This is a genomic window from Pseudomonas migulae NBRC 103157 (assembly GCF_002091715.1).
Classification (GTDB): domain Bacteria; phylum Pseudomonadota; class Gammaproteobacteria; order Pseudomonadales; family Pseudomonadaceae; genus Aquipseudomonas; species Aquipseudomonas migulae_A.
This window is the reverse complement of record NZ_BDAG01000026.1, coordinates 23975-50937: the sequence shown is the minus strand read 5'-3', so window position 1 is coordinate 50937 and position 26963 is coordinate 23975. Positions and strand designations below refer to the sequence as shown.

Sequence of the window (26963 nt, the reverse complement as noted above, 5' to 3'; positions counted from 1 at the left end):
ATGACAGCGATCCGGGTTGTTTCTTTAAAGGGTCAGTGCGAGTTCATCCCCGCCGCATGCATCAACAATCGCAAGGCCCCCGCCACGACGCCCAACGCCAGCACACTGCCCAGCCAGATCAGCACCAGCCAGCCGAGGCGCCGATACCAGCGCGCGGGTTCTGATTGTCGCGGTTTAATGGTAGCCATCGCCGATCCTCACTTTGCCGCGGAACACGTAGTAACTCCAGACGGTGTACATCAGGATGATCGGCAGAATGAACAAGGCCCCGATCAGGATGAACAACTGACTGGTGGGTGGCGAAGCCGCGGCCCACAAGCTGATGGAGGGCGGCACGATGTTCGGCCAGATACTGAACGCCAGACCGATGTACCCCAGGAACACCAGCGCCAGCGTAAAAACAAAAGGCCAGTGGGTGTGGCGCCGGCGCAAGGTGCTGAGCAAGCCGAAGAACGCGAGCGCGGCCAATAGCGCCAGGCCCCCGAACACGACCAGGTGAGCGTGGGAAAACCAGCGCGTCGCGATGTCCGGGTGCAGGATCGGTGTCCAGATACAGATCACGCCGATCACCGCCAACAGCAACCAGGCCAACGGACGCGTGAACAGGCGCATCCGCGATTCGAGCATGCCTTCGGTCTTGACCAGCAACCAGGTGCTGCCCAGCAGCGCATAAGCGACGATCAACCCCACCCCGCAGAACAACGGGAACGGTGCCAGCCAGTCCAGCGTGCCACCGGCGAACTGTCGATCAACCACCGGGATGCCGGCGATGTAAGCACCGATCACCACGCCTTGGGCGAACGTCGCCAACAGCGAGCCACCGATAAACGCCAGGTCCCAGATGTGACGCTTTTGCGGGCTGGCCTTGAAGCGAAACTCAAACGCGACACCGCGAAAAATCAGCCCGCACAGCATCAATATCAGCGGCAGGTACAGCGCCTCCAGAATCACCGAATACGCCAGCGGAAACGCGCCGTACAGCGCCGCGCCACCCAGCACCAGCCAGGTCTCGTTGCCATCCCAGACCGGTGCCACGGTGTTCATCATCACATCGCGCTCCCGTTCATCCGGGATCAACGGGAACAGGATGCCCAACCCCAGATCGAAACCGTCCATGATCACGTACATCATCACGCCGAAGGCGATGATCACGCCCCAGATCAGCGAGAGATCGATACCTTGAATACCCATGACTCAATTCCTCTTCTTCAATTGACGCGGGCGTCGGTGTCGAGGTTTTCGGCGTCGGCGGACAGCGGTCGACGTGGCGTGACGACCTGACCGAAAGTGTTCCCCGCGGCATGCTCGTGATGCGGCTGCGGCCCTTTGCGCACCAGTTTCATCATGTAGCCGATGCCCACCGTGAACACCGAAAAGTAGATGACCACGAACAGCGCCAACGAGACGCTCATCTGCGCCACCGAATGGTGAGAAGCCGCGTCGGCCGTGCGCAACAATCCGTACACCACCCATGGCTGGCGGCCCACTTCGGTGGTGATCCACCCGGCGAGCATCGCGACCAGGCCGCTTGGCCCCATCCACATCACAAATCGCAGGAAGCCGCGATGCCGATAGAGGCCACCGCTGCGACGCAACGCGAGCCCGAGCAGACCGGCCAGAATCATCAACATGCCAAGGCCCGCCATCACGCGAAAACTCCAGAAGATAATCGTCGCGTTGGGGCGGTCCTCTTTCGCAAAGCTTTTGAGCGCCGGAATCTGTTTGTCCAGGCTGTGGGTCAGGATCAGGCTGCCCAGGTAGGGGATTTCCACGGCGTAGCGGGTTTTTTCGGCCTGCATGTCCGGCAGGCCGAACAGCACCAACGGCGTTGGCCCGTTGTCGGCGTTCTCCCAGTGCCCTTCAATCGCGGCGATTTTCGCCGGTTGATGCTCCAGCGTGTTCAAGCCGTGAGCATCACCCACCACCGCCTGAATCGGCGCCACGATCAACGCCATCCACAGCGCCATCGAGAGCATTTTGCGCACCTGGCGGGTGTCATTGCCGCGCAGCAAATGCCACGCCGCCGACGAGCCAACGAAAAACGCGGTAGCGACGAACGCGGCAATCGCCATGTGCGCCAACCGGTACGGGAACGACGGATTGAACACAATCGCCAGCCAATCCATCGGCATCACCCGACCATCGACGATCTGGAAACCTTGCGGCGTTTGCATCCAGCTGTTCGACGCCAGAATCCAGAAGGTCGAAATCAATGTGCCGATCGCCACCATCACCGTGGCAAAAAAGTGCAGCCCGCGCCCTACCCGGTTCCAGCCGAACAGCATGACTCCGAGGAAGCCAGCCTCAAGGAAGAACGCCGTGAGCACCTCATAGGTCAGCAACGGACCGGTGATGCTGCCGGCGAAGTCGGAAAAGCGACTCCAGTTGGTGCCGAACTCATACGCCATGACCAGGCCGGACACCACGCCCATGCCGAAGTTGACGGCAAAGATCTTCGACCAGAAATGGTAGAGGTCGCGATAGGTGTCGTTGTGGGTCTTGAGCCAAAGCCCTTCGAGCACGGCGAGAAAACTCGCCAGGCCAATGGTGATGGCAGGAAAGATGATATGGAACGAAACCGTGAACGCGAATTGAATTCGCGCCAGGTCCAGTGCCTCCAGGTTGAACATGATGAATATCCTCATCGAGGCTGGGTTAAAAACGGCACACAGCCGGGCCACCGTCGGGCCTTGCGGCCCACAGCCAACTAATGTCGAAAGGGTGAAACCGGAGCGCCGCTCCGGTTTGAACTACGCGATGGAAGACATGATCACGTTGCTGGCGCCTGCCTGTTCGAGCCGGATGGCGACGAACTTGGAGGTCGGCGTGAACGTACGGTCACCGTAGCTTTCCAGCGGAACCAATGGATTGGTTTCCGGGTAGTAAGCCGCGGCTTGCCCCGGCGGAATGTCGTAAGCGATCAGGGTAAAGCCGCTGACACGACGCTCGCGGTCGTCGTCCCAGAGCGACACCAGATCGACCTTCTGCCCCGGCTCGAAACCGAGTTTGCGGATGTCCTGCTCGTTGACGAACACCACGTCGCGCATGCCGTAAACCCCGCGATAGCGATCATCCAGACCGTACAGCGTGGTGTTGTATTGATCGTGGGAGCGCATGGTTTGCAGGATCAGATCCGGTTTCTCTGCCAGGTTGCGCACACCTTCGCTGATCAAATGCGCCGGCAACGCACTCGGGGTGAACTGCGCTTTGCCGGTCGCGGTTTTCCAGACACGATTCGAAGCGGTGTTCGGCATGTGGAAACCGCCCGGGTGCAGCAACCGTCGATTGAAGTCTTCGAAGCCCGGGATGGTGTCGGCAATCATGTTGCGGATGCGACCGTAGTCACCGATGGCCCAGTTCCAGTCGATCGGATGCTTGCCCAACGTGGCGGCAGCGATCCCGGCAATGATCGCCGGCTCCGAACGCAGGTGCGCCGACTTGGGTTTCAGCTGGCCATGGGAGATGTGGATCATGCTGAAGGTGTCTTCCACGGTGACACCTTGCGGTCCCTCGGCCTGCAGGTCGATGTCGGTGCGACCCAGGCACGGCAAAATCAGCGCTTCCTGTCCGGTCACCAAATGGCTGCGGTTGAGTTTGGTGGCGATGTGCACGGTGAGGTCGCATTTGCGCAGAGCATCGTGAGTGCGCGGGGTGTCCGGCGTGGCTTGAGCGAAGTTGCCGCCCAGGGCGATAAACACTTTCGAACGGCCCTGCTCCATCGCCGAGATCGCCATCACGGTGTTGTGGCCGTGTTCGCGCGGCGGCTTGAACGAAAAGCGTTTTTCCAGTGCATCCAGCAGCTCGACCGGCGCCAGTTCGTTGATGCCCATGGTCCGGTCGCCTTGCACGTTACTGTGACCGCGCACCGGCGACAGGCCGGCACCGGGACGGCCGACGTTGCCGCGCAGCAGCATCAGGTTGATGACTTCCTGCAGCATCGGCACCGAGTGCGTGTGCTGGGTCAGGCCCATCGCCCAGCACATGATCACGGCGTTGGCTTTGGCGTACATGCGCGCGGCGAGTTCGATATCCGCCAGGCTCATGCCGGACTGTTCCTCGATGTGCGCCCAGTTGGTGGCATCGACTTCGGCCAGGTAAGTATCCAACCCCGAGGTATGTTCAGCGATGAAGGCGTGGTCAAACACCGGTTCACCACCGCTGGCCTGGGCTTCGCGCTCCCACTGCAGGAGGAATTTGACCATGCCGCGCATCACCGCCATGTCTCCGCCGAGTGCCGGGCGGAAGTAGGCGGTGTTGGTCGGCTCGGAGCCGTTCAGCAACATCTCGATCGGGTGCTGCGGATGTTGGAAGCGCTCCAGTCCGCGCTCTTTGAGCGGGTTGATGCAAATCACCTGCGCCCCGCGCTTCACCGCTTCGCGCAGCGGTTCAAGCATCCGCGGATGGTTGGTGCCGGGGTTCTGGCCGATGACGAAAATCGCGTCGGCATGCTCCAGGTCATCGAACACCACGGTGCCTTTGCCCACGCCCAGGCTTTCGATCATGCTGACCGCGCTGGCTTCATGGCACATGTTGGAGCAGTCCGGGAAATTGTTGGTGCCGTAGGCCCGTACGAACAACTGGTACAGAAAAGCTGCCTCGTTACTGGCCCGGCCCGAGGTGTAGAACTCGGCCTGATCCGGCGACTCCAGCGCATTAAGGTGTCGGGCAATCAGGGCAAACGCCTCGTCCCAGGTGGTTTCCACGTAACGGTCCGACTGTGCGTCGTAGCGCATCGGGTGGGTGAGCCGACCTTGATACTCGAGCCAGTAATCGCTTTGCTCGGAAAGCGTCGACACGGTGTATTTGTTGAAAAAAGCCGGGTTCACCAGGCGACCGGTCGCTTCCCAATTGACTGCCTTGGCGCCGTTTTCGCAGAACTTGACCATGCCGTTTTCCGGCGACTCCCCCCAGGCGCAACCCGGGCAGTCAAAGCCACCGTTCTGGTTGGTCTTGAGCATGGCGCGGATGTTTTTCAGGGCGTTCTCACTGCCGAGCCAGTTTTTGGTGACGGCGATCAGCGCCCCCCAACCGGCAGCGGCGCCCTTGTAAGGTTTGTAACGGTCGACTTGAGACATGATGCTTCTCCGTGACAATGCACACAGGCTTTTCAAAGTACGGAGCAAGAATATGAACGGGGTTGAAATATTGTCTAATCGCTATTAATGACCACATTATCGAAGACATCTATCACGGGATTTATTCATTAAATATCAATAGCTTGAGTATTTGACCCGCAACTTTAACGGTTTAAGAAAGTTCGTCATAGAGCCCATCGATCACCCGGTCATTAATAGTGATTGGACGCCTTATCAAGTTGCTCTTAGCCTGCGCTTCACACCTCCGTCCATGTCGCAAATTAACGGACCAATAACGGGACTGTGACGAATTTGTAGGAGCCGGCTTGCTGGCGATGGCGATTTCACTGACGCCATCGCCAGCAAGCCGGCTCCTACAGAATAGCGAGACCGCAATCCATTCCGCATGACGACGGAATTTCCATCACAAAGTGCGCGGGTCATTACCACCGAAACCGCCAAGCGAGGCTGTCATGTCAGAGCGAGTCTTGATCGATGGGTTCTCCCGGCGTGTGGACTATCTACGGATGTCCGTCACCGATCGTTGTGATTTCCGTTGCGTGTACTGCATGGCCGAAGACATGCAGTTTCTGCCCCGCCAACGGATCCTGACCCTGGAAGAAATCTACGAGGTAGCCGAAAGCTTCGTGGCGCTGGGAACGCGCAAAATCCGCCTGACCGGCGGCGAACCGCTGATTCGTCCGGGCGTGGTGCAACTGTGCCAACGAATCGCTGCCCTGCCCGGCCTGCGCGAATTGTGCATGACCACCAATGGTTCGCAGTTGAGCAAACTGGCCAAGCCGTTGTTTGACGCCGGGGTCAAGCGACTGAACATCAGCCTCGACTGCCTGGACCCGCAGCGCTTTCGCGAGCTGACGCGCACCGGCGACCTGGCGCAGGTCATCAAAGGCATCGACGCCGCCAACGCAGCCGGGTTTCGCAACACCAAACTCAACTGCGTGGTCATGAAGGGCCGCAACGATCACGAGATCAACGATCTGGTGAGCTTCGCCATCGACCGCCAGCTAGACATTTCATTCATCGAAGAAATGCCCTTGGGCACCATCCATGAGCACAGCCGCGCGGAATCGTTTTATTCCAGCGCCCAGGTACGTGAACGGATTGCCGAGCGCTACACTTTGATTGACTCCGCCGAGTCGACCCAAGGCCCTTCCCGCTACTGGCGTCTGGCCGAGGCACCGCAGATTCGCCTGGGGTTCATTTCCCCCCATAGCCACAACTTTTGCGGCACCTGCAACCGAGTGCGGCTGACCGTGGAAGGTCGACTGCTGCTGTGCCTGGGCAACGAGCATTCCGTCGATCTCAAGGCGGTGTTGCGCGCCCATCCCGGCCAGCCCGAACGCCTGGAAAAAGCCATTATCGAGGCGATGAAGCTCAAGCCTTATCGGCACAATTTCGAAGTGAACGATGACGTCCAGGTGGTTCGCTTCATGAACATGACGGGCGGCTGAAAACCATGATCGTGAGACCCAAACCCAACCTGATCGGCGTCCTGACTTCACTCAAGGGTTCGATCGCCAAACGCATTGCCTGGCGCAGCCTGATGGTGACGTTGCTCGCCTCGGCCATCGTGCTGATCGAAACCCTGCACCCCACTTATTTCTCCAAGGTCAGTGCAACACCATTCACCCTGTTGGGCTTGTCGCTGTCGATCTTCATGAGCTTTCGCAACAACGCCTGTTATGACCGCTGGTATGAAGCACGCAAGGCGTGGGGGGATGTGATCGTCGACATTCGTTCGATGATTCGCGAAACCCAGATCGTCAAGGACGCCGGCGAACGGCACAAAATCCTCAGCAACCTGTGCGGCTTCGCCCATGCGCTCAACGCGAAACTGCGCTCGGAGAACGAACTGGCGGCCAGCGGTGACTGGCTCGACCCGATACCCAGGAACAATGCCGCCGACTTGAGTGGGCAAATTTTGCTTCAAGTCGCTCAGCAGTGTTCGACGCTCAGCGAATCGGGCGCAATCAGTGAATGGCGCTATACGCTCATGGCCAGTCATTTGACCCGCCTGACCCAGGCCCAGGCCGTTTGCGAAAGGATCAAACACACACCACTGCCGTTTCCCTACACGCTGTTGCTGCACAGGACCATCTACCTTTTCTGCATCCTGCTGCCCTTTGCCATGGCCGAACCGTTGGGCTGGCTGACACCGATTTTCACGGCCATTGTCAGCTACACGTTTTTCGGTCTGGATGCGATCGGCGATGAGCTGGAAGACCCGTTCGGTCGTGACGAAAATGACCTGCCCACCGATGCCTTGGTGCGCATCATCGAACGTGATGTCCTGTCGGCGCTTGGGGTGACGCAGTTTCCTCCGGTGCTGGAGCCCGTTGATTTCGTGCTTGAGTGATCGAGACGCTCCCCTCACCCAGCGGTGAGGGGGGGGCGACTCGCTCTAGAACAATTCGCTGAAGGGGATGAACCGCACCGGATCACCGACCTTCAGCGTGCAACCTTGCGCAATCTCAGCCAGTCCATCCGCCCATGACGCGCCCAGCAACACGCCTGAACTCTGGTTCGGATAGAGCACGGCATGGCCTGCTTCCAGTTTGACCCGCAGGTACTCCTGCCGGCTTCCGGCCTTCGGCCAGTCGAACCCGGCGCTCACCGCAAAGCTCAATGGCGTGACGTCTTCCACACCCTGAATCCGCAGCAGGTAGGCCCGGGCCAATAACCCGAAGGTCACCAGCGCCGAAGTCGGGTTGCCTGGCAGGCCGATCACCGGCACCGTGCCAAAATGGCCGACGGTCAGTGGTTTGCCCGGTTTGATCGACAGCTTCCACAACAGCGGCCGGCCGCATTCGCGCAACACTTGCCCAAGGCAGTCGGCATCACCGGCGGACACGCCGCCAGTCGTCAGAATCAAATCGGCGGCGTGCTGCAACTGTTCAAGCTTGAGCCGGGTCTGCCGTGATTGGTCAGGGAGAATCCCGGCATCAATGACCTCGCAGCCCAGTGCTTCCAGCCAGTGGCTCAACAACGTCCGGTTGCTGTTGTAAATGCCGCCGGGCTTCAGCGGCGTGCCTGGTTCCACCAGTTCATCGCCGGTGGAAAGCAGCGCGACCCGTGGCCGTCGCACCACATCGACATGGGTCATGCCCTGAGCCGCGGCCACCGCCAGTTCGAACGGTCCCAACCGTGTACCCGCCAGCAACAAAACCTGGCCCACCCGATTCTCCTGGCCTTGCGGTCGAATATTCTGGCCCGCCGTCAACGGCTGCTTGAAGCGTATCTGACCGTCCGCCAGAACCTCGACGTTCTCTTGCATCTCAACGCAGTTGGCGCCCTCCGGCACAGGCGCACCGGTGAAGGTTCGAGCGCAGGTTCCCGGCAACAAGGCGTCGGGGGCGCGGCCGGCAAAAATCTGTTGCGACACGGCTAAAGGTTGCCCGCTCCAGCCGTGAACATTCAACGCATAACCATCCATGGCGCTATTGGGCCACGGCGGAAGGTCCAGATCAGCCACCAGATCATTGGCCAGCACGCGGTGCCGGGCCGCATTCAACTGGACCGGCTCGCTGTCATGCAGTCGTTGCGCCTCGGCCATCGCCAGCAGTCTGGCAATGGCTTCCTCCACGGGCATCAGCGCTGATGAAGTCATCCCCGAGGCCCGCACGCCTGCACCGGTTTGAGGTGCGGTACGAAGTTGCATGGCCTGTGACGTGCGTCCAGCTGCTCGGCAAGGATGCCTTCCCACGCGGTTCGGCAGGCACCGGTCGACCCCGGCAGGCAGCACACCAGCGTCCCGTTGGCCAGCCCGGCCAATGCCCGACTCTGTACTGTGGACGTGCCGATGTCGAGAATGGAGATTGCCCGGAACAACTCACCAAAACCGTCAATCTGTTTGTCCAGCAAACACGCAACTGCCTCGGGCGTACTGTCGCGGCCCGTGAAGCCGGTGCCGCCGGTAATCAGCACCACTTGAATCCCTTCATCGGCGATCCAGGTCGCCACCTGGGCGCGAATCTTGTACAGGTCGTCCTTCAACAGATTGCGCTCGCTGAGGGTGTGGCCGGCTTCCAGCAAACGACTGACCAGCAATTGCCCGGACGTGTCGTTGGCATATTCCCGGGTATCGCTGACGGTCAGCACGGCAATATTCAAAGGGACAAACAGTGCATCCGATTTCACACTCATAAGGTTCTCCGGCAGGCATTAATTAAATAACCTTCAGAGACTAAAGTGCTTATACAACCACTGTCTAATCACTCTAACCAACCAACTTATCGAGCGCCTCTATCACGCATTTCGACTATTGTTTACTTCATTGATAGAGCCCGCCGATGACTCATTAAATATTACTGATTGGACTGAACACAGAGACGGTGAGATCGTCTGCTCATAACGTTAACTGCCAAGCCTGTGCGCCCTTCGCACCTACGCTACTACTTACACCCCATTCCCTCTCGGCAGGTGCCATCGTGGACATCAAACAACTCAAGTTTCTGATTGCACTGGAGCAGACCCGTCACTTCGGGCAAGCCGCCGCGCGTTGCCACATCACCCAGCCCACCCTGTCCATGCGTCTGCGTAATCTGGAGGATGAACTGGACCTGGTGCTGGTCAAACGCGGCCAGCGTTTTGAAGGTTTTACCGAGGCTGGCGAGCGCGTGCTGGCGTGGGCCAGGACGCTGCTGGCGGCCCATGACGGGCTGTTCGCCGAAGCGGCTGCCTGCCGTGGCCAACTGGTCGGCAACCTGCGAATGGGCCTGGTGCCGCTCAGCAGTTTCAATCCGGTCAGCTACATCAAGGGCCTTTCCCACAGCTTTCCCGAGCTCAAGTTCAGCCTGTCCTCGATGAGCTCGGACCAGATCATCGAAGGCCTTGGCAACAACCAACTGGACTTGGGCGTCTGCTACCTGGATCACGTGAACCCCAATTATTTCGAGTTTTTCGAAATCGGCGAGACACGCGTCGGCCTGCTGTACGACACGCGTCACTTCCATTTCGAAGGCACTGAAATGAGTTGGGAGGACGCCGCCGAACTGCCGCTGGGGATGATCAGCAATGGCATGCACTACCGCAAATCCATCGACCTGAGCTTCCGCAGTCGTGGACTCAACCCGCAGCCGATCCTGGAAAGCGACTCGACCTACCAGTTGCTCCAGGCGATTCACGAAGGCTTCTGCTGCTCGATCATGCCGCTGCACAGCGGGCTGGAAGAGCCGATCGAAAACCTGGCGTTCATCGACCTGCCAGATGCCAGCGTTCTCGCGCCGCTGGGCCTGGTCATGCGCAAAACCGAACCGCGCTCGGCCATCGCCGAGAAATGTTTTGCCGAAGCCCGGTTGTTATTCAACGTAACTAATTGATGTTCATGAGTAGCCTGATAAACAACTTGCGCACGCGTTGATCGACAGCACCAATCACGGGATCAGAACAAGCGATTGGACGCCATAATTGAATATCCGTAGCCTGAACTTAATCCAGTGCTGCGGGTTTTAATCATGTTGTGCAAAGTTGAACAAACCACTGAACTAACGGACGAAAACACACCCGTGCCGCAACCGCATTTCGATCAGGTGTGTCGCTCATGACAGACCTTCTGAATACCCCACCCGACCGATTGACGCATATCGACAACCAGGGCCGCGCGAACATGGTCGACGTCAGTGACAAGTCGCTGACCCAACGCGAAGCCAAGGCTCAGGCGTGGGTGCGCATGCGTCCGGAGACCTTGAAGCTGATTCAGACGGATGGGCACCCCAAGGGGGATGTGTTCGCTGTCGCCCGCATCGCCGGCATCATGGCGGCGAAAAAAACCCATGAACTGATTCCGCTATGCCATGCCTTGTTGCTCAGTTCGATTCAAATCGAACTCAAGGTCTGCGAGCCCGACAGCGTGAAAATCGTCAGCACCTGCCGCCTCGAAGGCCAGACAGGCGTAGAGCTTGAAGCGCTGACCGCCGCCAGCGTCGCCGCGCTGACCATCTACGACATGTGCAAAGCCGTCGACCGCGGCATGGTCATTGGCGACATCCGTTTGCTCAGCAAACAGGGCGGCCGGTCAGGGCAATTCAATCTGGAGGACGCGCAATGATTCTTGTCAGTTACTTCGCACGCTATCGCGAGCAGTTGAACCTTGGCGGTGAAAAACTGCTGCTGGATGCTTCGCTCAACACTGTCGATGACATCCGCCAACGGCTGATCGCGCGCGGCGGTGTCTGGGCAGACATTTTCAGTGAGATCAACCTGATGTGTGCGGTGAACCAGGACTTGTGCCGACTGGATCAGGCCGTCGAAGACTTTGACGAGATCGCCTTTTTCCCACCGGTCACTGGCGGCTGAGAATGGTGGCGTTGTGTCGTCATCAGGTGTCCGCCTGAACCACCTCAATCCCCAGTTTCCGATAATCCCCGACATCGCCCGACGCCACATGACGCTCAGTGATCAGTGTATGAATGCGGTTGCACGGCGCGACCACGAACGGCTCCACCGCGCCCAGTTTGTCCGCTGTGGTGACGGCGATCACTTGCGAAGCACTGTCTATCAGCGCCTGTTTCACGGGCACCTCGTCGAAATGCAGTGAGCTGATGCCGACTTCCGGGTGAATCGCGCAGACCCCGGTGAACAGCACGTCGGCCTTGATGCCCTGCAGCAGGCGCACGGTCTCGTGACCGCTGACCGACATCGTCGCCAGGTTGAGTTGCCCACCCGCCAGAATCACTTTGATGCCTTTGTATTCGGCGAGGGTAATTGCGGTCATTGGCGAGGTCGTGATCGCCGTGATGGAAATGTCCGACGGCAACGAACGCGCGATCTGCAGCGTGGTGCTGCCGGAATCGAACATCACGATCTGGCCATTCTCCACCCGGCCTGCCGCGAGCTGCGCCAAGCGGGTTTTCACCTCATCGGTTTCGCTGACCCGGGTAAAGTAGTCCTTGCCCGTATCCTTGGGCCGAGGCAGCGCCCCGCCGTGTACGCGCTGCACCAGACCGGCCGTGGCCAGTTCCGACAGATCGCGGCGGATGGTGTCTTCGGAGACTGCGAAATGCTGGCTCAACTCGGAAGCCATGACCTTGCCGTCACGCTCGAGGATCAGGAGGATTTTTTGCCGGCGCAATTGAGGAAGCTCGGCCGCCGAATGATCATGCATGTTTACGCCTGAGTTTGCGGGTTTGTGCGAGATTAGCCAAACCCAGGCGCAAACACAATCGGCGCGGCGATGGACAACCGTCAGTTGCTCGCGACTTGCGCCACAGTGCCCGAAGTCACCAGCGCCTTCAGCGAGGCGTCGAACTGTTTCAACGCGTTCACTTGCAGCTCGGTTTGCTGGTCGATCTGCGCGGCGATTTCCGGCGCTGCCTTGCCATGCACCCACACCGAAGACAGTTGTTGTGCGCGGGCGCCTTCGGCCTTGCCGATGTATTGCAGGTTCGAGTCGTAGAATTTCGCCATGAACCGCGCTTCAACCTGGTTGTTGCGCTTCGACACCAGACGGCTGTAGGTGTCCAGCATCACCACCACGTCCGGGTGCGCTTGCACTACGGCATCGAGGTTGTCGTAGACGGTCACCGAGGCAAATTCCTTGTGCAACGACCCCATCAGCCAGTTGATTGCCAGTTTTGGATCGGAGCTTTTTACGAAAGCGTTGCTGATGCGTGAATCCAGCGCCGGGTTCTTCGCGCCGTTCAGCGCAACCGAGTGGTACTGCTCAAGGTATTCGAGGGTGTTTAGGGTGTTTTCGCTGTACAGCACGCCCACCGTTTGGGCTGGCTTCAGGCTGGCTGCGCTGTCGGCGACCGGCAAGAAGTGGCAGGTCTGGTCAGCGGCGTAGGCCGGTACGGTGGCGGCAGCGCTGCCAGTCAATACGGCGACAAGGGCCAGCAAGGTAGAGATTCTCATCGCGCAGGTTCCTTCGGAGGCGAATTCGGTATGTGGCTATCCTCCTCCGTTGCCGGAAAAACAGAACTTGCGTTTATTGATGGTGGTTATTGATTAAACGAATGGTTGCGCGAGCCCCTCATGATGCGTCCCGACGCAAAAGGCGAAAAAATCTGGCTCGGGCCCAAGCCCTTCGTAAGGGCCGATGCGAGCCCCGATACCACTGCTCACTCAAATTCCGGGTTTTCTTGCCCAAACAAAGACTGGGTGCTTAAGTTGATGTCATGAGGAACCTGCCGGTACTGACTTCCTGCCTGCCCCTCGTTTCGACGTTGCACGTGTTCTACGAACTCAGGGGCAGAACGATATGTGGAAAAGAGCCTATTTACTAAACATAACCGCTCTTCTCGCTGTTTCTATTTTTCTTGTACCAAAAATTATTTTGATAGAGTTTTTTTCCAAGAGATGGATTGATACCGGGGTGTCCAGTATTTTTTTGTTTCTGTTACAAGACCTGATCCTTTGCGCGATCATATACCTGATAATAACAAGCACACTAAGCAAGAATAAATTCTATTTTTACGTGCTGAGTATTGCCTCAGGGGTTATCTTGTTATGCCTTCTATTGGACATGAGGGTTCGAGAACTATGGCTCAAGCCTTTGGATTTTTCACTAATAAATTACAGTTTGCAAAATGCCAGTGATTTAATCTCAGGAGCAGAAATATTTTTCAAACAGATCTCTGGCTTTGGATTAACCTTTCGATTCATTGTATTTATTCTCTTCCTTGCTTACCTGACAACCTGGCTTCTAGTTGGATTGGTCACCTATAAAACACACAAACATCAAAAAGCAATCATAGAAGAGAACACCAAACACAGGACACTGTTTATATCATTCCTGGCAACCCTGTTTTTGTGGTCAATTTTTACGAAAGACGCTCGCTACGACCTGAATACAAATATTTTCACAAACCCTTTGATTGCTGCTTTTAAAAGCATCATCTCTTTAAATTCCACTCAAGCTGTAACCCAACTGGAATTCGAACAACCAGCTTACCCTCTATCAGCAATCAACGAGATTCAAAAGCTAAACCCCCAGCCCACTCCAGACTTTAACAACCTGGTAGTGATTGTCCTGGAATCGGTCCGATGGAACAGTATTTTTGGTGCCGGTGTAAACACTGGTGAAAAATACCCCGTATTTGCAAAACTTTCCCGAGAAGGAATGCTTTCCAAATCGTATGTGTCCGTCCCACATTCGTCCAAAGGTTATTACTCAATACTTACCGGACTGCATGCATACCCGGATATCGAAATAAAAGAGGCGATGAAACTGTATCAGCCCAGCATAATTCATGAATTAAAAAATAAAAAAAACATGGAAGCCGTCGCATTCAGCTCATTATTCCTACAGTTTGAAAACATGGATGGTTTTTTAAAATCTGTAGGCGTACCGAACGCGTATGTAGTTTCTGACATCAGCCCAGTTAAAAATCACCACCAAAGCAGCTTCGGAGAAAGTGATGAACATCTATTCTCGTCAAGTGTTTCGCACCTGAAAGACATCACCCATAAAGGCAAAGGATTCATTGCGCTGTATTTTCCATTCGCAGCGCATTACCCCTACAACTGCACGCCCCATTCAACCTCACAAACAACGATAGAAAGATACGAAGAATGCATAATGAAAACAGACACCCTGATAGGTGAAATGCTGGATAAATTCGACACATCAGGCATCTTGAACTCAACGTTATTTGTGTTTGTTGGTGATCATGGAGAATCTTTTGGGGAGCACGGACTGTTTATTCACAACTCTTCCATGCACGAAGAGGAAGTCGCGGTGCCTTTAATATTCTGGGCAAATGGCAAGGTATTATCCAAGAACACATCAACGACAAGCCACCAGACTGACATCGTACCAACAATCGCTGACTTTTTTGGAGTGACTGATTCCTCTCTCAACATACAAGGCGTCAGTTTATTGAGAGAACAAGGGAAGCGAGTATTTTTCATGTCGACTTTTTTTGACGAGTTGTCATCAGCACTCGTTGAATATCCCCACAAATACATATATGAATACAGCCCAGACACCATGACAAAATATAATCTCGAAGACGATCCACAAGAAAAATCACCTCAATCCGTTCTTGGCAATGAATTCAATACCATTAAAAACAGATTGCTTTCTTACAACGCGTACCAAAAAACTGTTTTTGCAAAAGAACCCGAACAAACCGAGTGACGTTCAATCATCGTTGCGTTGCAAATCAATCGGCACCTGAATGCATGGAATATCGAATTCCAGATGCATTCACGCCACTCGCTCGACCGTATCCGCACTGGTTTTCTTCTTTCCCCTGTACCAGCGCATCAAGACAATTCGAACGAACTTGTTCCAGGCATAAGCAACCCCGACACCACCGACTATGGCAATGACCACCGCGAGCGCCGGCACATCAACGATGTGACGGGCCAGGGACTGAAACTGGAAATGCGTCAGATAGATATACAGCGTTGACGAGGCTATCGAGGCGAGCCCTCGCGCGATCATGCCAGGCACCAGAACGGATTTGATCCAGATCACCGCGAGAACGGCAGGCACGGCGATATCGGTATATCCTCTGATGTCCAGTTCGTGCGGTCCATAGACCACCAGAAGATCCTGCCCGCCCAGCACAATGACGGTCACCGCACTGACGACCCATTTCTGGAAGGTCGAATTGGCGTAGTGAATGGCCATCCCGAGCACCATGATCGCAAGATAGTGCTGCGGCACTCTTTCATAGAGTGCCTCAGCATCAAACAGATAGGCATCAATCAGAATATCCGCCACTGCCAATACGCAGGCGGCCATGACCAGATGTTGAAACGGATTTGACATGATCCATTTTCTGATTCGCTCGAACGACAGGGCGAATCCAATGATCAGGATCATTTGCAGAAGAACTTCGACATACCAATAGGTAAAGTTGCCTACGACACTTTCTGGAAACCAGTTCGAAACAAGCAGCACCGTTTGCCAGTGAACCCTGTCGAAGACCATCTGGACTAACATGGCATACAGGATTGTGGGTATCGCGATACTGATAATGGACTTTAAAAGTGTACGCGCGTTACCGCGCTCATTGATGGCCTGAAGTTGAAACCTTGCGAGGCTGATGCCGGACACGACAAACAACACCTTGGTCTCGCCGGCAATCAGAAATTTTGAAAAAAGATCAAGATGCCCGATAACAATGAGCAAAATGGACATGACGCGAAGAAGAACAGGAACTTCCATTGCCCGAAGTGATAACCGGGAAGGCCGGGTTTTATGGCTCAGCTCACACAATTGGCGTACCGGTATCATTTCCCACTGATCCGGGAGATGGCCAATCAGCGCTTCAAGTGCCATGGAAGCTTGTACAAACGAGAGTGAATCCCCTCCCAGCTCTACGAACGACAAATTTGAATCTATACGCGGGACTTCGAGTATTTCCGACCATGCGGCCGCCAGCGGTGACAGGTCCTGGCTCGAACTCATCGACGCGTCCTTATCAACCGAGGGTAACGCGCGCCTGTCTATTTTTCCGTTCGGTGTGAGTGGAATGGCATCCAGGAAGACGAACAACGCCGGCACCATATAGTCGGGGAGTTCCTTGCCGACATGGTCACGCAATTCACTCGATGAAACCGGCGTTGTCGCAACGCAGTAGGCAACCAGCCTGGCGAGCGACGTGGCATGGTTGGCGAGCACCACGCACTGCTTGATTCGGGGATGCCGTGACAGTGCGCCTTCGATTTCAGTCAGTTCGATTCGATGGCCGCGAATCTTGACCTGACTGTCACCTCGCCCCAGGAAGCTGACACTGCCATCGATAAGATAAGTGCCAAGGTCACCGGTTTTATAACAAATATCGTGCTCGGCATTCGTAAACGGGTTCACCACAAACTTTTCTCGGGTTTGCGATGTGTCATTCCAGTAACCCAACGACAAATAAGGGCTGCGTATCAGTATTTCTCCGGCTTCCCCCACACTGACCAGCTGATTTGATTTATTCACGACCAGCAGTTGTGCGCCTTCAATCCCCTTGCCCAGCGGAATTTTTCCGTTATCGGCTTCAGGATCGACAGGATGGTACGCCATCGCCTGTGGCGTTTCCGTCGTGCCGTAGAAGTTCACGCTCACGGCATTTGGCGCAACAACGCGTATTTGTTTGTACAGCGTATGACTTAATGCTTCTCCGCCCCAGAACAGATATCTCAGGGTGCCTAATTCAATTTTGCGAGGTTTGGCTCCTGTCTCAATGAGTTTCCCCAGCGGAGGGGTCAGATGAATAATGGATATTTCGTTCTCTTGTATCCACGCAGCCAGAGCAAAAGGGTCAATGACGATTGACTGGGCCGGAACAACAACTTTCGCGCCAATGGACAGCGGCGTAAACACATCACGGTATACCGGGTCGTGGCCCAGACCGGACAGCAAGGAAAAGCGATCGTCTTGCGATAACTTATGGCACTCGGTATGCCATTCAATGAAGTGAACCAAAGGCGCGTGATGGGTCACAATCCCCTTCGGCTCACCCGTGCTGCCGGAGGTGAAGGTGACATAGGCCGGATCGGCCGGGTCGACTTCAGGCAAGCTCGTTTGATCACAGGCGAATGCCTGCAGGACATCGGCGGGACATTCCGGTATTTGAACGACCCGCGGATTTGACGCAAGGCGTTCACGCTCGAGTTCGACAGTCGCCTCGCCGCACACCAGCACGAAGGAAGGCTCGAGCGCCCGAATGATTTGCCCTATACGCGCTGGCGGGTAGGCGACGTCGGCCACCGTGAACATCAATCCGGCACGCGACGCTCCGAGCATTGCATAGACCAGCCCCACACAACGACTCGAAACAATAACAACCCGGTCGGATGGTTTAGCGCCCTCTCTGATCAGGGAAGACGCAATGCCCCGGCTTATCGCTTCAAGTTGTCGATAGCTGCACGTCGCCTCTTGAGCGATGACGGCGATTGCATCAGGCGAACGCTTCGCCTGCTGCAGGAAGTCCAGGAATATCGGGCGTTCGGCAGAGTACTTCAGACTGAGCGTTGGGTCTGGGCGAAGATCGTGCATTATCCGTATGCTCCGCAGGATCTAGACGAGCTTTACATCGTGCCCCGAAAATCCTCAATGAGATGGCGCGGAATTCATCGGTGGCCGAGCAAAACATGCAGCGTAGTTCCAGTTCGCGACGACTGCATGAACGTTAGTGCAGGTTGGCCGGCGGCGCCGATAATTTTGAAGGGCCGCGATGCTCTGCTCGGTGTCATCAATGTTCGGCGATCATCAGCAAAAGCATCCGAATGCCTTCATGAATCGCCTGCGTCGTCAGGCCCGCCACGTTGAGGTTGGCACTCTGTCGGCAGACGAGACGACGGTCAGCGTTACGCTACACTTTTCTGTCTGCGCCGCGACAGCCAAGTAGCCAAATCCCTGTCTCCTGACCTGGAGGTTTCCCATGAGCGATGACACCGAACTCACGTCCTTCACTGGCTGGGCCGCAACGGCGGCCGGCGCGCCGCTGGAGCGCTACAGCTACGATCCCGGCCCATTGGGAGAAGAGGAAGTGGAAGTGGCCGTGGAATATTGCGGCGTCTGCCACTCCGACCAGTCGCTGATCGATAACGATTGGGGCATCAGCCAATACCCGTTTATCCCCGGCCATGAGGTGGTCGGCCGTATCGTGCGAATGGGTGCACAGGTACGCGGTCTCGAAACGGGGCAACGGGTGGGCATCGGCTGGTACAAGGGCAGTTGCATGCATTGCTCTTCGTGTATCGGCGGTTCCCATCACCTGTGTGGCACGGCCCAACCCACCATCATTGGCAGCAACGGCGGCTTTGCCGACCGCGTGCGTTCGCACTGGGCCTGGGCGCTGGCAATACCGGACGGCCTTGATCCCGCCATGGCCGGCCCTCTGTTCTGCGCCGGCTCGACGGTGTTCAACCCGCTGATGGAATTTGACGTCAAGCCGACTGACCGGGTCGGTGTGGTGGGCATCGGCGGTCTAGGCCACTTGGCATTGCGCTTTCTCAATGCCTGGGGCTGCGAAGTCACGGCCTTCACTTCGTCACTGGGCAAGCAGGACGAAGCCAAGCGTCTGGGCGCACACAACGTCGTCGCCTCGACCGACAGCGCTGCGCTGAAAGCCATCGCTGGAACCCTGGATTTTCTCCTGATCACCGCCAACGCCGACCTCGACTGGCCGTCCATGCTCGGCACCCTGCGCGGCAAGGGTCGCCTGCATTTTGTCGGCATCGTGCCCGGCGCGATTCCCGTGCACGTGTTCAACCTGATCCCCCAACAGAAGAGCCTGTCCGCCTCACCGGTCGGTTCGCCCGCTACTACGGCGACCATGCTGGAATTCTGCGCACGGCATCAGATCCTGCCGCAGGTCGAGCACTTCCACATGAGCCGGGTCAACGAAGCCATCGAGCATCTGCGCAGCGGCAAGGCGCGTTACCGCGTCGTGCTCGACGCCAGCAAATGACTGACGGGCGCGCCGGCTGACACCGCGCGCGCCTTCAGTGGCGTATCAGGCCTTTGATTCGAAAGCATTTCGCTCGCCCACCGGCGCATGGTGTGCCATCACCTCCACGACCCAATCGATGAACACGCGCAACTTGAGGCTGATATGCCGGTTCGGCGGAAACGCCACGTAAAGCGGCATCGTATCGAGGTGCCAGTCTTCGAACAGCGGCACCAACTGGCCGCTCGCCTCAAAGGTTTTGGACATGTACTTCGGCAACCAGAGTACGCCCAGCCCGGCCAGACCCGCCGCAAGGTAGGCATTGCCATCGTCGACAGCCAACACATAGCGACCTTTGACCTGCACACTTTCACTGTGATTGTGCATCGCATAGGGCAGCGGTTTGCCGGTGCGCGCCCACAGGAAACCGACGATTCGGTGATCCGACTCTTCCAGCTCACGCGGATGCGAGGGCGTGCCGACCCGAGCCAGATAGCTCGGTGCTGCAAATACGCCGAGCGGCAGGTCAGCGACGCGCCGGGCCATCAGCGACTGATCCGTGAGTTCACCACCGCGCACCACGCAATCGACGTTCTCGTCGATCATGTCGACGATGCGATCACTCACGCCCATGTCGATCTGGATGTCCGGATATCGCGCGTAAAACGCGGGCAATGCCGGCATCAGAATCATGCTCGCCAGCGGGCTCGGCACATCGACTCGCAGCCGGCCCCGGGGCAATGCCGAGGCGCCGGACAGACTGGTTTCCGCGTCGTCGATGTCGGCCAGCAGTTTGATCACCCGCTCGTAATAAACGGCGCCATCGGCGGTGACGTTGACTTTGCGGGTCGTGCGGTTGAGCAACTTGACGCGCAATCGCGCTTCCAGTTGCTGCACCAGTTGAGTCACGGTGGTTTTGCTCATGTGCAGGGTTTCTGCAGCCTTGGTGAAGCTGCCCGCCTCCACCACCCGCGCGAAGGCCTGCATCGCATCAAAACGGTCCATCGCCGCCCCTTGTGTCGATCAGATTGTTTGGGTTTCCCAAACAGTGATCACCAAGGTTGCTCGTTTATCGCCCCGGCGCAAGTCCTTACAGTCCCTTCAACGTTAGGTTCGGGTCGGCTTTGGCCCTTTGATGGAGGTCTTTTATGACAACGCGTGATGTGGTTTTTCCGAGCGGACGCCAGGCACTTTACGAGCGAAATCGCTACTCGCCGGCAATTCGCTCCAATGGCTTTCTGTTCGTGTCCGGGCAAGTCGGCAGCAGGGAGGATGGATCGCCCGAGCCGGACCTGGAGAATCAGGTCCGGCTCGCCTTCACCAACCTGAACGCGATCCTGGTCGCGGCCGGTTGTACCTTCGACGACGTGATTGATGTCACCGTCTTCGTCGTCGATCCCGAATCGACGTTCGAAACGATCTGGAAGATCGTGCCGGAGTTCTGGGGCAACGCGCCGCACCCGACGCTGACCGGGATTGGCGTTACGTGGCTGTATGGTTTCCAGTTCGAGATCAAGGTGATCGCCAGACTTGCGGAAACCGTCCAGGGATGAACGACCGTTGTTCAGGGTGGGTAGCCGGCCTCTAACGAACTTCTTCGACGAGGCCTACCAACTCATTGAAAGCCACAATATCCAGCGGCCGGCTCAGGAAATAGCCTTGACCTTCATCGCACGATACCGCCTTCAGCAATTTCAGGTGGTCGGCCGTTTCAATGCCCTCAGCCGTGACGGTCAGCGATAACGCACGTCCCAGGCCAACGATAGCCCGGATGATCGCCTTGTCATCCTCGCTATCGGCCAGCCGGTTCAAAAAGCTGCGGTCAATTTTCAAGCCGTCGAACGGGAATGCACGAAGGTAGCTCAGCGATGAATACCCCGTTCCAAAGTCGTCCATTGATATCCGAACGCCAAGGCGTTTGAGCGTACGCATCACCTCAACTGCACCGGTGGCGTCTTCAAGCATGACGCTTTCGGTAATCTCCAGCTCTACACGGGCAGGGTTGATTCCCGAGTCGGCGAGTGTTTTCTGAATGCGCTCGACCAGATTGCCTTGTTTGAATTCGGTCGGTGACAGGTTGACGGATACGAACAAATTTTCCGGCCACCGTGCGGCGCAGCGGCACGCGGTATCGAGAACCCAGTTGCTCAGGGAAAGTATCAGTCCGGATTCCTCGGCAATCGGAATGAACGTGTCGGGTGGTATCAAACCGCGCTCAGGATGTTGCCACCGGACCAGCGCTTCGGCCCCCACCATCTGACCGTCAGCGATACGATAGCGTGGCTGGAAATGCAGCCGCAGCTCTCCATGTTTGATCGCAAAGCGCAGGTCACTTTCCAGTCGACGGCGCTCTATGATCCTGGCGTTCATGTCGCCGGCATAAAAGCGCCAGGTGTTGCGCCCTCCGGCCTTGGCTTCGTACAGTGCGATATCCGCATAGCGAAGCAGTTCGGTCGCCTCGCAGGCGTCATGAGGTGCCATCGCGATGCCAACACTGGCGCTGATGAACACCTCCTGCTCATCGATCGTTATTGGCTGCTCGACGGACTCGATCAAGCGGCGACAGAGTGTCTCGACTTCGTCCTGGGAGCTCACGTCGGTCAGGATCAATACAAACTCATCCCCGCCGACCCGAGCAACCAGGTCGCCATGGCGCACGCAGTCTGCCAGGCGCCCCGATACTTCATTAAGGACCACATCACCTGCAGCATGCCCGAGCAAGTCATTCACCGGTTTGAAACGATCCAGGTCCAGGCTGAGCATCACCAGCGGCTGGTCTATCGTCGGCAATGCCTTGAGTTTGCCGTCGAGAAACTCTTGAAGACGGGTTCTGTTCGGCAGTCCGGTCAAGGCGTCATGCTGTGAGAGGAATTCGATACGCCGACGGGCTTCGACTTCCTCGGTCACATCCGTCGCAGTCCCCCGGAACCCTCCCCCCGCCATTTTTCGAGCCGAAAGACGAGTGATTCGATCCTGGCCTTCGGTATCGACGTATCGGCACTGAATACTGATATCCGGACGACGGTTCGGGATGCTGAGCCACTGAGCCAGCGTGCCCAGTTCGGTGCTCAGCAGATCATCGATCACCGCACCAATCCAGGCCTCTCTGGAGAGCCCCGTCACGTCTTCGAATCGTTCTGACAAATAGGTGAAATGCCATTCGGGATCGATTTCCCATACCCAGTCCGAGCTGGCTTCAACGACGTCGCGAAAGCGTGATTCGCTGGTGGCAAGGGCATCCTGACTGCCTTGCAGTGATGCATAGCTGGCGTCAAGTGCCAGCGCACCCGCCGTCGTGCGACGCAAAATGACCCACGTCATCAGGCACACCAGCAACGCAGCAACGCCGATCAAGGGCAACCCTATTCCCAACAACCGCAGGCCTGGTCTTTGCGGACTCCACTGCAGGCTGCCGGCCGAACCGTCATCGCCCAGAGGAAGGAGCGACGCAGTGTCCATTTCACTAGAGGTGGCGAGGTGCAGGCGATCGACCCCGAAATCGTCGCCGATCATCTGCAGCTTGGCGCTGTTCAATACATCGACGAAAACCAGCACTGAAGGTGGCCGGTCATCAGGCACCACTGTCGGATCGGTTCCCGGCGTGATGGCTGCTGCCGCGACGAGGGCGGGCACTCCCCCCACATTGATGAAGGCTGTTGTCGGCGTCTCTGTTTCCGCTCCTGCACGCGCCTTATCAAGAACCCCGGCGATGGACTGCTTGAGCCACTCCGTGACTTCTACGGATTTCAGCTCACCCTTGACCACAGAGTAAACGGTGCGATCGAGGTCGTTGACGACAAACAGCCCCTGGATCCCGAAATCCGCGTAAAGCGTTGCTCCGACGTTCTGTCGTACGAAGGCCCAGTCAGGGTCCACTTTGGCATGCAGGTGCCTGTAGGCGTCGCCCCAGAATGCGTAATCCTTGACGGTTGAGCGCAGCGATTTTTCCAGAGACTGGATGGCCTTCTTCGTGTAGAACGCGCTTTCAGCCTCCTCCGCCCGGTCTAGATCATTTGCAAGGTAAACGAGTGAATAGCTGGCCAGTAAAAACACGCCTGCCAATAGACCCACAAACTTGAAGAGCGAGGCGCGAGCCAGGACCACGCTGGAACGACGGGAGGAAGAAGGGTTATTGGAGGCGAAACTGTTCGGCATGGATTCCCGCCTGTCGTTGAAAAAAGTACTTTGCATACACTGCTATCGGCTACTTTTGCAGAACGATGAGCCGGGGCATTACATGAAGAGCCACTGTCTATTAAAGCCTATTGTTCTGCCCCCGACACGATCCAGCCATGAAGAGCGTTCACCGGGGAATGATCTGACGCCCGAGCCGGAGAGGCAATGACAGCCCCCATCGTTATCGGTTCAGCGTTAAAATCCGCCCGGTCCGGTTCACATTCTTGAGGATGACCCAGGTATGCCTACGCTCGACACTTCCCTGCAAGACACCGCCGCGCCTGACGGCGTTTGTTACGGCTGCGGCGGCAGCAATCCGCACGGGCTGCAGATCAAGAGCTTCTGGCATGAGGACGGCGAGCATGTCATCGCCGAGCACATGCCGGAAGCCAAGTATTGTGGTTGGCCGGATCTGGTTTACGGCGGTTTGATCGCGATGCTGGTTGACTGCCATTCGAACTGGACGGCGATGGCCTATCACTACCGCATGGAAAACCGCGAAGTCGCCAGCCTCCCGCGCATCAACTGCGTCACTGGCAACCTGGGCATCAAGTTCATCAAGCCGACGCCAATGGGCGTCCCGTTGACCCTGCGTGCGAAAGTCGAAGGTGAAGTCGGACGCAAAACCCGCGTCATCTGCGAGGTCTACGCGGGGGATGTGCTCACGGCTGTCGGGGACTCCATTTTTGTGCGCGTCGATACCGAGCAACTGGCGGCGGTTGCGCATGGCCGGTAGTTTGCGACCCACTGCAAAAAACCTGGGCTTTTCTCGGGTGCCGATTCCTTTTGCTGCTATCCCCAACCGGACTGACCTGTGCCGTTAAAAACCCGCAACTATATGCTTGAAGTCCTCGAGGACCTCGGCATCGGTGGTTTCGCAGCCCGTCCCTTCGACTGCGCCTTCGAATTGCTCGCCGCACCGCCCAGCCGCAAGCGTCTGATCGTGATCGGCTTCAACGGCTCCCTCGCCGACGACATCCACACCAATGCCGGCGCGGTACACGCAGGCTACGAGCAACCCGAGTTTTCCAATGTCGCCCATGGCCTGAAAGGCGGCTGGGGTTCGACGCCCCTGCCCCGGCGATTGACCGAGTTGCCTGCCAAGCTTGGTTTTGACTGGCGCGACACCCTCTATACCAATGCGTTGCTGCTGTGCTCGGCTGATGCAGCGTCCATACAAAAAGTTGCGCGGCAATCGTCCGCGGCGAGTCTGGAATCGCTGACACGCAAATCAATGGATTTTTTCGAACGGGTGACAGTGTCGCTCGCGGAGCCCGAGTTGATCATTGCTTACAGCAACGGCCTGGGAAGCCCCTCGGCGGCGAAGATTTTGTGGGAGAGATTCGGGAACGGGGAAGCACTGGATCACGTTGACTCGTCTTCGTACCGAGCGACTTATGGCTTCACTGCAACCATTGGCAGCCGCAAGATTCCGGTCGTGGGGATTCGGCACATGTCCCGATTTGTGCCGAGCATTGACGCAATCAAACTGGCCTGGGAACGGCAAAAAACGTGCACCGACAGTCAGACAAACCGCTGATGACTTGCTTACACACCCCGGTACATTGATTGCCGAAGCCCGACGACATTGAACCGCTGACCGCAACCACCCACGTTGCGTGCCGGTTCAACCTCGTCGGGCCCACCGTTTACAGGTCGGTGATTTCCTTATGGCGTGGCACCAGCAGTTTCATCACGCTCCACGCCACCAGATAAGCCACCGCACAGATGGCGAACATGATCATGTAGCCGGTGTGAATGTCGTTGATCGATTTGTAGTAGTCGAACACCCAGCCGCCCACTTTGGTCATCGCTACACCGCCCATACCGCCGGCCAGGCCGCCAATACCGACCACCGAAGCGATGGATTTTTGCGGGAACATGTCGGACACGGTGGTGAAGATGTTGCACGACCACGCCTGATGCGCCGACGCGCCTATGCCGATCAACAGCACCGGCACCCAGAAACTGATGTAACCGAAAGGTTGCGCCAGCAGTACCAGCAGCGGGAAGAAAGCGATCACCAGCATGGCTTTCATACGACCGTCATACGGCGCGTCGCCACGCGCCATGAAATAGCTGGGAAACCAGCCACCGCCAATGCTGCCCACCATGGTCATGCTGTACAACACGGCCAGCGGCCACACGATGGCCTGGCCTTTCATGCCGTATTGCGCCGAAAGATACGTCGGAAGCCAGAACAGGAAGAACCACCACACGCCGTCAGTCATGAATTTGCCGAAGGCAAAAGCCCAAGTCTGACGGTAGGTCAGCAACTTGAACCACGATACTTTTTTATCAGCGACGTCCGGTTTCGGGGTGACGACCACTTGAGCATCACTGCGGATGTAGGCCAGTTCCTGCGCCGAGAGACGTTTTTGCTTTTCTGGTTTCTCGTACAGCGCAATCCACACGGTCACCCAGACGAAGCCCAGCATGCCGATCACGATGAATGCCGCTTCCCAACCCCACAGGCCAGCAATCAGCGGTACGCAGATCGGCGCCAGGATCGCACCGACGTTGGCGCCAGAGTTGAAGATGCCGGTGGCGAAGGAGCGCTCCTTCTTCGGGAAGTATTCGGCAGTGGCCTTGATCGCGATCGGAAAGTTACCCGCTTCGCCGATCGCCAGCACGGCGCGCGACAGCATGAAGCCTGCGATCGACACCGGGATGACGGCCAGTCCGAACGCGCCACACACCGCTGCGATGCCCTCGCCCATCGGCACTGAAAAAGCATGCATCATGGCGCCGGTCGACCAGATACTGATCGCGATGATGTAGGCCTTCTTCGTGCCGATCTTGTCGACGAAACGGCCCGCAAACAGCATGGAAATCGCGTACACAAACTGGAACACGGACGCGATGTTGGCGTAGTCGCTGTTGCTCCAGCCAAATTGCGTCGACAGATCCGGCGCCAACAGACTGAGCACCTGACGGTCCAGGTAGTTGACGGTGGTGGCAAAAAACAACAGTGCGCAGATCGTCCAGCGGTATTTACCGACGGCCTGGCCGACACGTTGCGCATTGATGGGCTCGTTCAGATTCATGGCATCACTTTATTATTGGATTATGGTGATGATCTCTCGGTTTCAAGCGAGATCACTTCTTACACGCAGCACGCCGCTCAGCGGCTCGCGTCAGACGAGTAGCACGTGTAATCAGGGGGTTGGCGCAGCTGTCACAGACAATGCGCACGGACAGGCAGTCAGGACCGGCCCATAAGAAGCGCCATGCAGGGAGGCGAGAAAGCGGATTGAATTCATGATGGGAACCGGTTTTTGTTTTTAGGGATGTAACATCGTATGTCATCGTACAACTTCGCCTTTTATAGCGAGTCCCCTACCCGGCTGTCAATCTG

22 protein-coding genes are annotated in these 26963 nt (G+C 57.1%); 10 read left to right on the top strand and 12 right to left on the bottom strand.

The annotated features are described in order from the left end of the window. Positions 1-32: 32 nt before the first annotated feature. From PMI01S_RS19275 to PMI01S_RS19260, 4 genes are all read right to left on the bottom strand, one after another. Positions 33-188 (bottom strand): DUF2474 domain-containing protein, encoded by a 156-nt coding sequence (locus PMI01S_RS19275; RefSeq protein WP_084321676.1) that lies wholly within the window; start codon positions 186-188, stop codon positions 33-35. Next, the gene (gene cydB, locus PMI01S_RS19270) at positions 175-1191 is read right to left on the bottom strand and encodes a cytochrome d ubiquinol oxidase subunit II (RefSeq protein WP_084321675.1); all 1017 of its coding nucleotides are present in this window, start codon (positions 1189-1191) and stop codon (positions 175-177) included. The genes PMI01S_RS19275 and cydB overlap by 14 nt, the downstream gene beginning before the upstream one ends. Positions 1192-1208: 17 nt before the next feature. Continuing rightward, the gene (locus PMI01S_RS19265) at positions 1209-2630 is read right to left on the bottom strand and encodes a cytochrome ubiquinol oxidase subunit I (protein WP_084321674.1); all 1422 of its coding nucleotides are present in this window, start codon (positions 2628-2630) and stop codon (positions 1209-1211) included. Between the two features lie 120 nt (positions 2631-2750). Then, positions 2751-5075: an FdhF/YdeP family oxidoreductase gene (locus tag PMI01S_RS19260; protein ID WP_084321673.1), complete on the bottom strand. Its 2325-nt coding sequence runs from the start codon at positions 5073-5075 to the stop codon at positions 2751-2753. A 473-nt stretch (positions 5076-5548) separates the two neighbouring features. Between PMI01S_RS19260 and moaA the strand changes: the two genes are divergently transcribed. Both moaA and PMI01S_RS19250 read left to right on the top strand, forming a co-directional pair. Continuing rightward, on the top strand, positions 5549-6547 hold the full coding sequence (gene moaA, locus PMI01S_RS19255) for a GTP 3',8-cyclase MoaA (RefSeq protein ID WP_084321672.1): 999 nt from the start codon (positions 5549-5551) through the stop codon (positions 6545-6547). Positions 6548-6552: 5 nt separating this feature from the next. Beyond that, on the top strand, positions 6553-7452 hold the full coding sequence (locus PMI01S_RS19250) for a bestrophin family protein (RefSeq protein WP_084321671.1): 900 nt from the start codon (positions 6553-6555) through the stop codon (positions 7450-7452). 45 nt (positions 7453-7497) lie between these two features. On the opposite strand, the gene PMI01S_RS19245 is transcribed toward PMI01S_RS19250, so the two are convergent. Then, a complete protein-coding gene (locus PMI01S_RS19245) occupies positions 7498-8703 on the bottom strand; it encodes a molybdopterin molybdotransferase MoeA (protein WP_084321670.1) in 1206 nt (401 codons plus the stop codon). Next, positions 8700-9239, bottom strand: a complete 540-nt coding sequence (gene moaB, locus PMI01S_RS19240; RefSeq protein WP_084321669.1) for a molybdenum cofactor biosynthesis protein B — start codon at positions 9237-9239, stop codon at positions 8700-8702. The genes PMI01S_RS19245 and moaB overlap by 4 nt, the downstream gene beginning before the upstream one ends. Positions 9240-9523: 284 nt before the next feature. Between moaB and PMI01S_RS19235 the strand changes: the two genes are divergently transcribed. The 3 genes from PMI01S_RS19235 (at position 9524) to PMI01S_RS19225 (ending at position 11390) form a co-directional block, all read left to right on the top strand. Continuing rightward, on the top strand, positions 9524-10414 hold the full coding sequence (locus PMI01S_RS19235) for a LysR family transcriptional regulator (protein ID WP_084321668.1): 891 nt from the start codon (positions 9524-9526) through the stop codon (positions 10412-10414). A 221-nt stretch (positions 10415-10635) separates the two neighbouring features. Next, positions 10636-11142: a cyclic pyranopterin monophosphate synthase MoaC gene (gene moaC, locus PMI01S_RS19230; protein ID WP_084321667.1), complete on the top strand. Its 507-nt coding sequence runs from the start codon at positions 10636-10638 to the stop codon at positions 11140-11142. Beyond that, complete coding sequence (locus PMI01S_RS19225) at positions 11139-11390, top strand: MoaD/ThiS family protein (protein WP_084321666.1); 252 nt, start codon at positions 11139-11141, stop codon at positions 11388-11390. The genes moaC and PMI01S_RS19225 overlap by 4 nt, the downstream gene beginning before the upstream one ends. 22 nt (positions 11391-11412) lie before the next feature. Here the strand turns inward: PMI01S_RS19225 and PMI01S_RS19220 are convergent, their stop codons facing one another. Together PMI01S_RS19220 and PMI01S_RS19215 are read right to left on the bottom strand one after the other, a co-directional pair. Beyond that, a complete protein-coding gene (locus PMI01S_RS19220) occupies positions 11413-12198 on the bottom strand; it encodes a DeoR/GlpR family DNA-binding transcription regulator (RefSeq protein WP_084321665.1) in 786 nt (261 codons plus the stop codon). A gap of 80 nt (positions 12199-12278) precedes the next feature. Beyond that, positions 12279-12947, bottom strand: a complete 669-nt coding sequence (locus PMI01S_RS19215; protein WP_084321664.1) for an ATPase — start codon at positions 12945-12947, stop codon at positions 12279-12281. 346 nt (positions 12948-13293) lie between these two features. Here PMI01S_RS19215 and PMI01S_RS19210 point away from each other — a divergent pair, with 346 nt between their 5' ends. Beyond that, positions 13294-15174, top strand: a complete 1881-nt coding sequence (locus tag PMI01S_RS19210; protein ID WP_084321663.1) for an LTA synthase family protein — start codon at positions 13294-13296, stop codon at positions 15172-15174. Positions 15175-15243: 69 nt separating this feature from the next. Here the strand turns inward: PMI01S_RS19210 and PMI01S_RS19205 are convergent, their stop codons facing one another. Then, on the bottom strand, positions 15244-18033 hold the full coding sequence (locus tag PMI01S_RS19205; RefSeq protein WP_084321662.1) for an amino acid adenylation domain-containing protein: 2790 nt from the start codon (positions 18031-18033) through the stop codon (positions 15244-15246). A 385-nt stretch (positions 18034-18418) separates the two neighbouring features. Between PMI01S_RS19205 and ahr the strand changes: the two genes are divergently transcribed. Next, positions 18419-19450 carry an NADPH-dependent aldehyde reductase Ahr gene (gene ahr / locus PMI01S_RS19200; protein WP_084321661.1) on the top strand — a complete coding sequence of 344 codons (1032 nt, stop codon included), beginning with the start codon at positions 18419-18421 and terminating at the stop codon, positions 19448-19450. A 45-nt stretch (positions 19451-19495) separates the two neighbouring features. On the opposite strand, the gene PMI01S_RS19195 is transcribed toward ahr, so the two are convergent. Beyond that, positions 19496-20434: a LysR family transcriptional regulator gene (locus tag PMI01S_RS19195; RefSeq protein ID WP_084321660.1), complete on the bottom strand. Its 939-nt coding sequence runs from the start codon at positions 20432-20434 to the stop codon at positions 19496-19498. A gap of 143 nt (positions 20435-20577) precedes the next feature. On the opposite strand from PMI01S_RS19195, the gene PMI01S_RS19190 reads away from it, so the two are divergent. Continuing rightward, positions 20578-20982, top strand: coding sequence for a RidA family protein (locus tag PMI01S_RS19190; RefSeq protein WP_084321659.1), 405 nt, complete (start codon positions 20578-20580; stop codon positions 20980-20982). Between the two features lie 31 nt (positions 20983-21013). Here the strand turns inward: PMI01S_RS19190 and PMI01S_RS19185 are convergent, their stop codons facing one another. Next, positions 21014-23584, bottom strand: coding sequence for a bifunctional diguanylate cyclase/phosphodiesterase (locus PMI01S_RS19185; protein ID WP_084321658.1), 2571 nt, complete (start codon positions 23582-23584; stop codon positions 21014-21016). 262 nt (positions 23585-23846) lie between these two features. Here PMI01S_RS19185 and PMI01S_RS19180 point away from each other — a divergent pair, with 262 nt between their 5' ends. Both PMI01S_RS19180 and PMI01S_RS19175 read left to right on the top strand, forming a co-directional pair. Further along, a complete protein-coding gene (locus PMI01S_RS19180) occupies positions 23847-24341 on the top strand; it encodes a PaaI family thioesterase (RefSeq protein ID WP_084321657.1) in 495 nt (164 codons plus the stop codon). A gap of 78 nt (positions 24342-24419) precedes the next feature. Beyond that, positions 24420-25145, top strand: a complete 726-nt coding sequence (locus PMI01S_RS19175) for a hypothetical protein (RefSeq protein WP_208603346.1) — start codon at positions 24420-24422, stop codon at positions 25143-25145. Between the two features lie 109 nt (positions 25146-25254). Here the strand turns inward: PMI01S_RS19175 and PMI01S_RS19170 are convergent, their stop codons facing one another. Next, complete coding sequence (locus PMI01S_RS19170; RefSeq protein ID WP_084321656.1) at positions 25255-26652, bottom strand: MFS transporter; 1398 nt, start codon at positions 26650-26652, stop codon at positions 25255-25257. Positions 26653-26963: the final 311 nt, after the last annotated feature.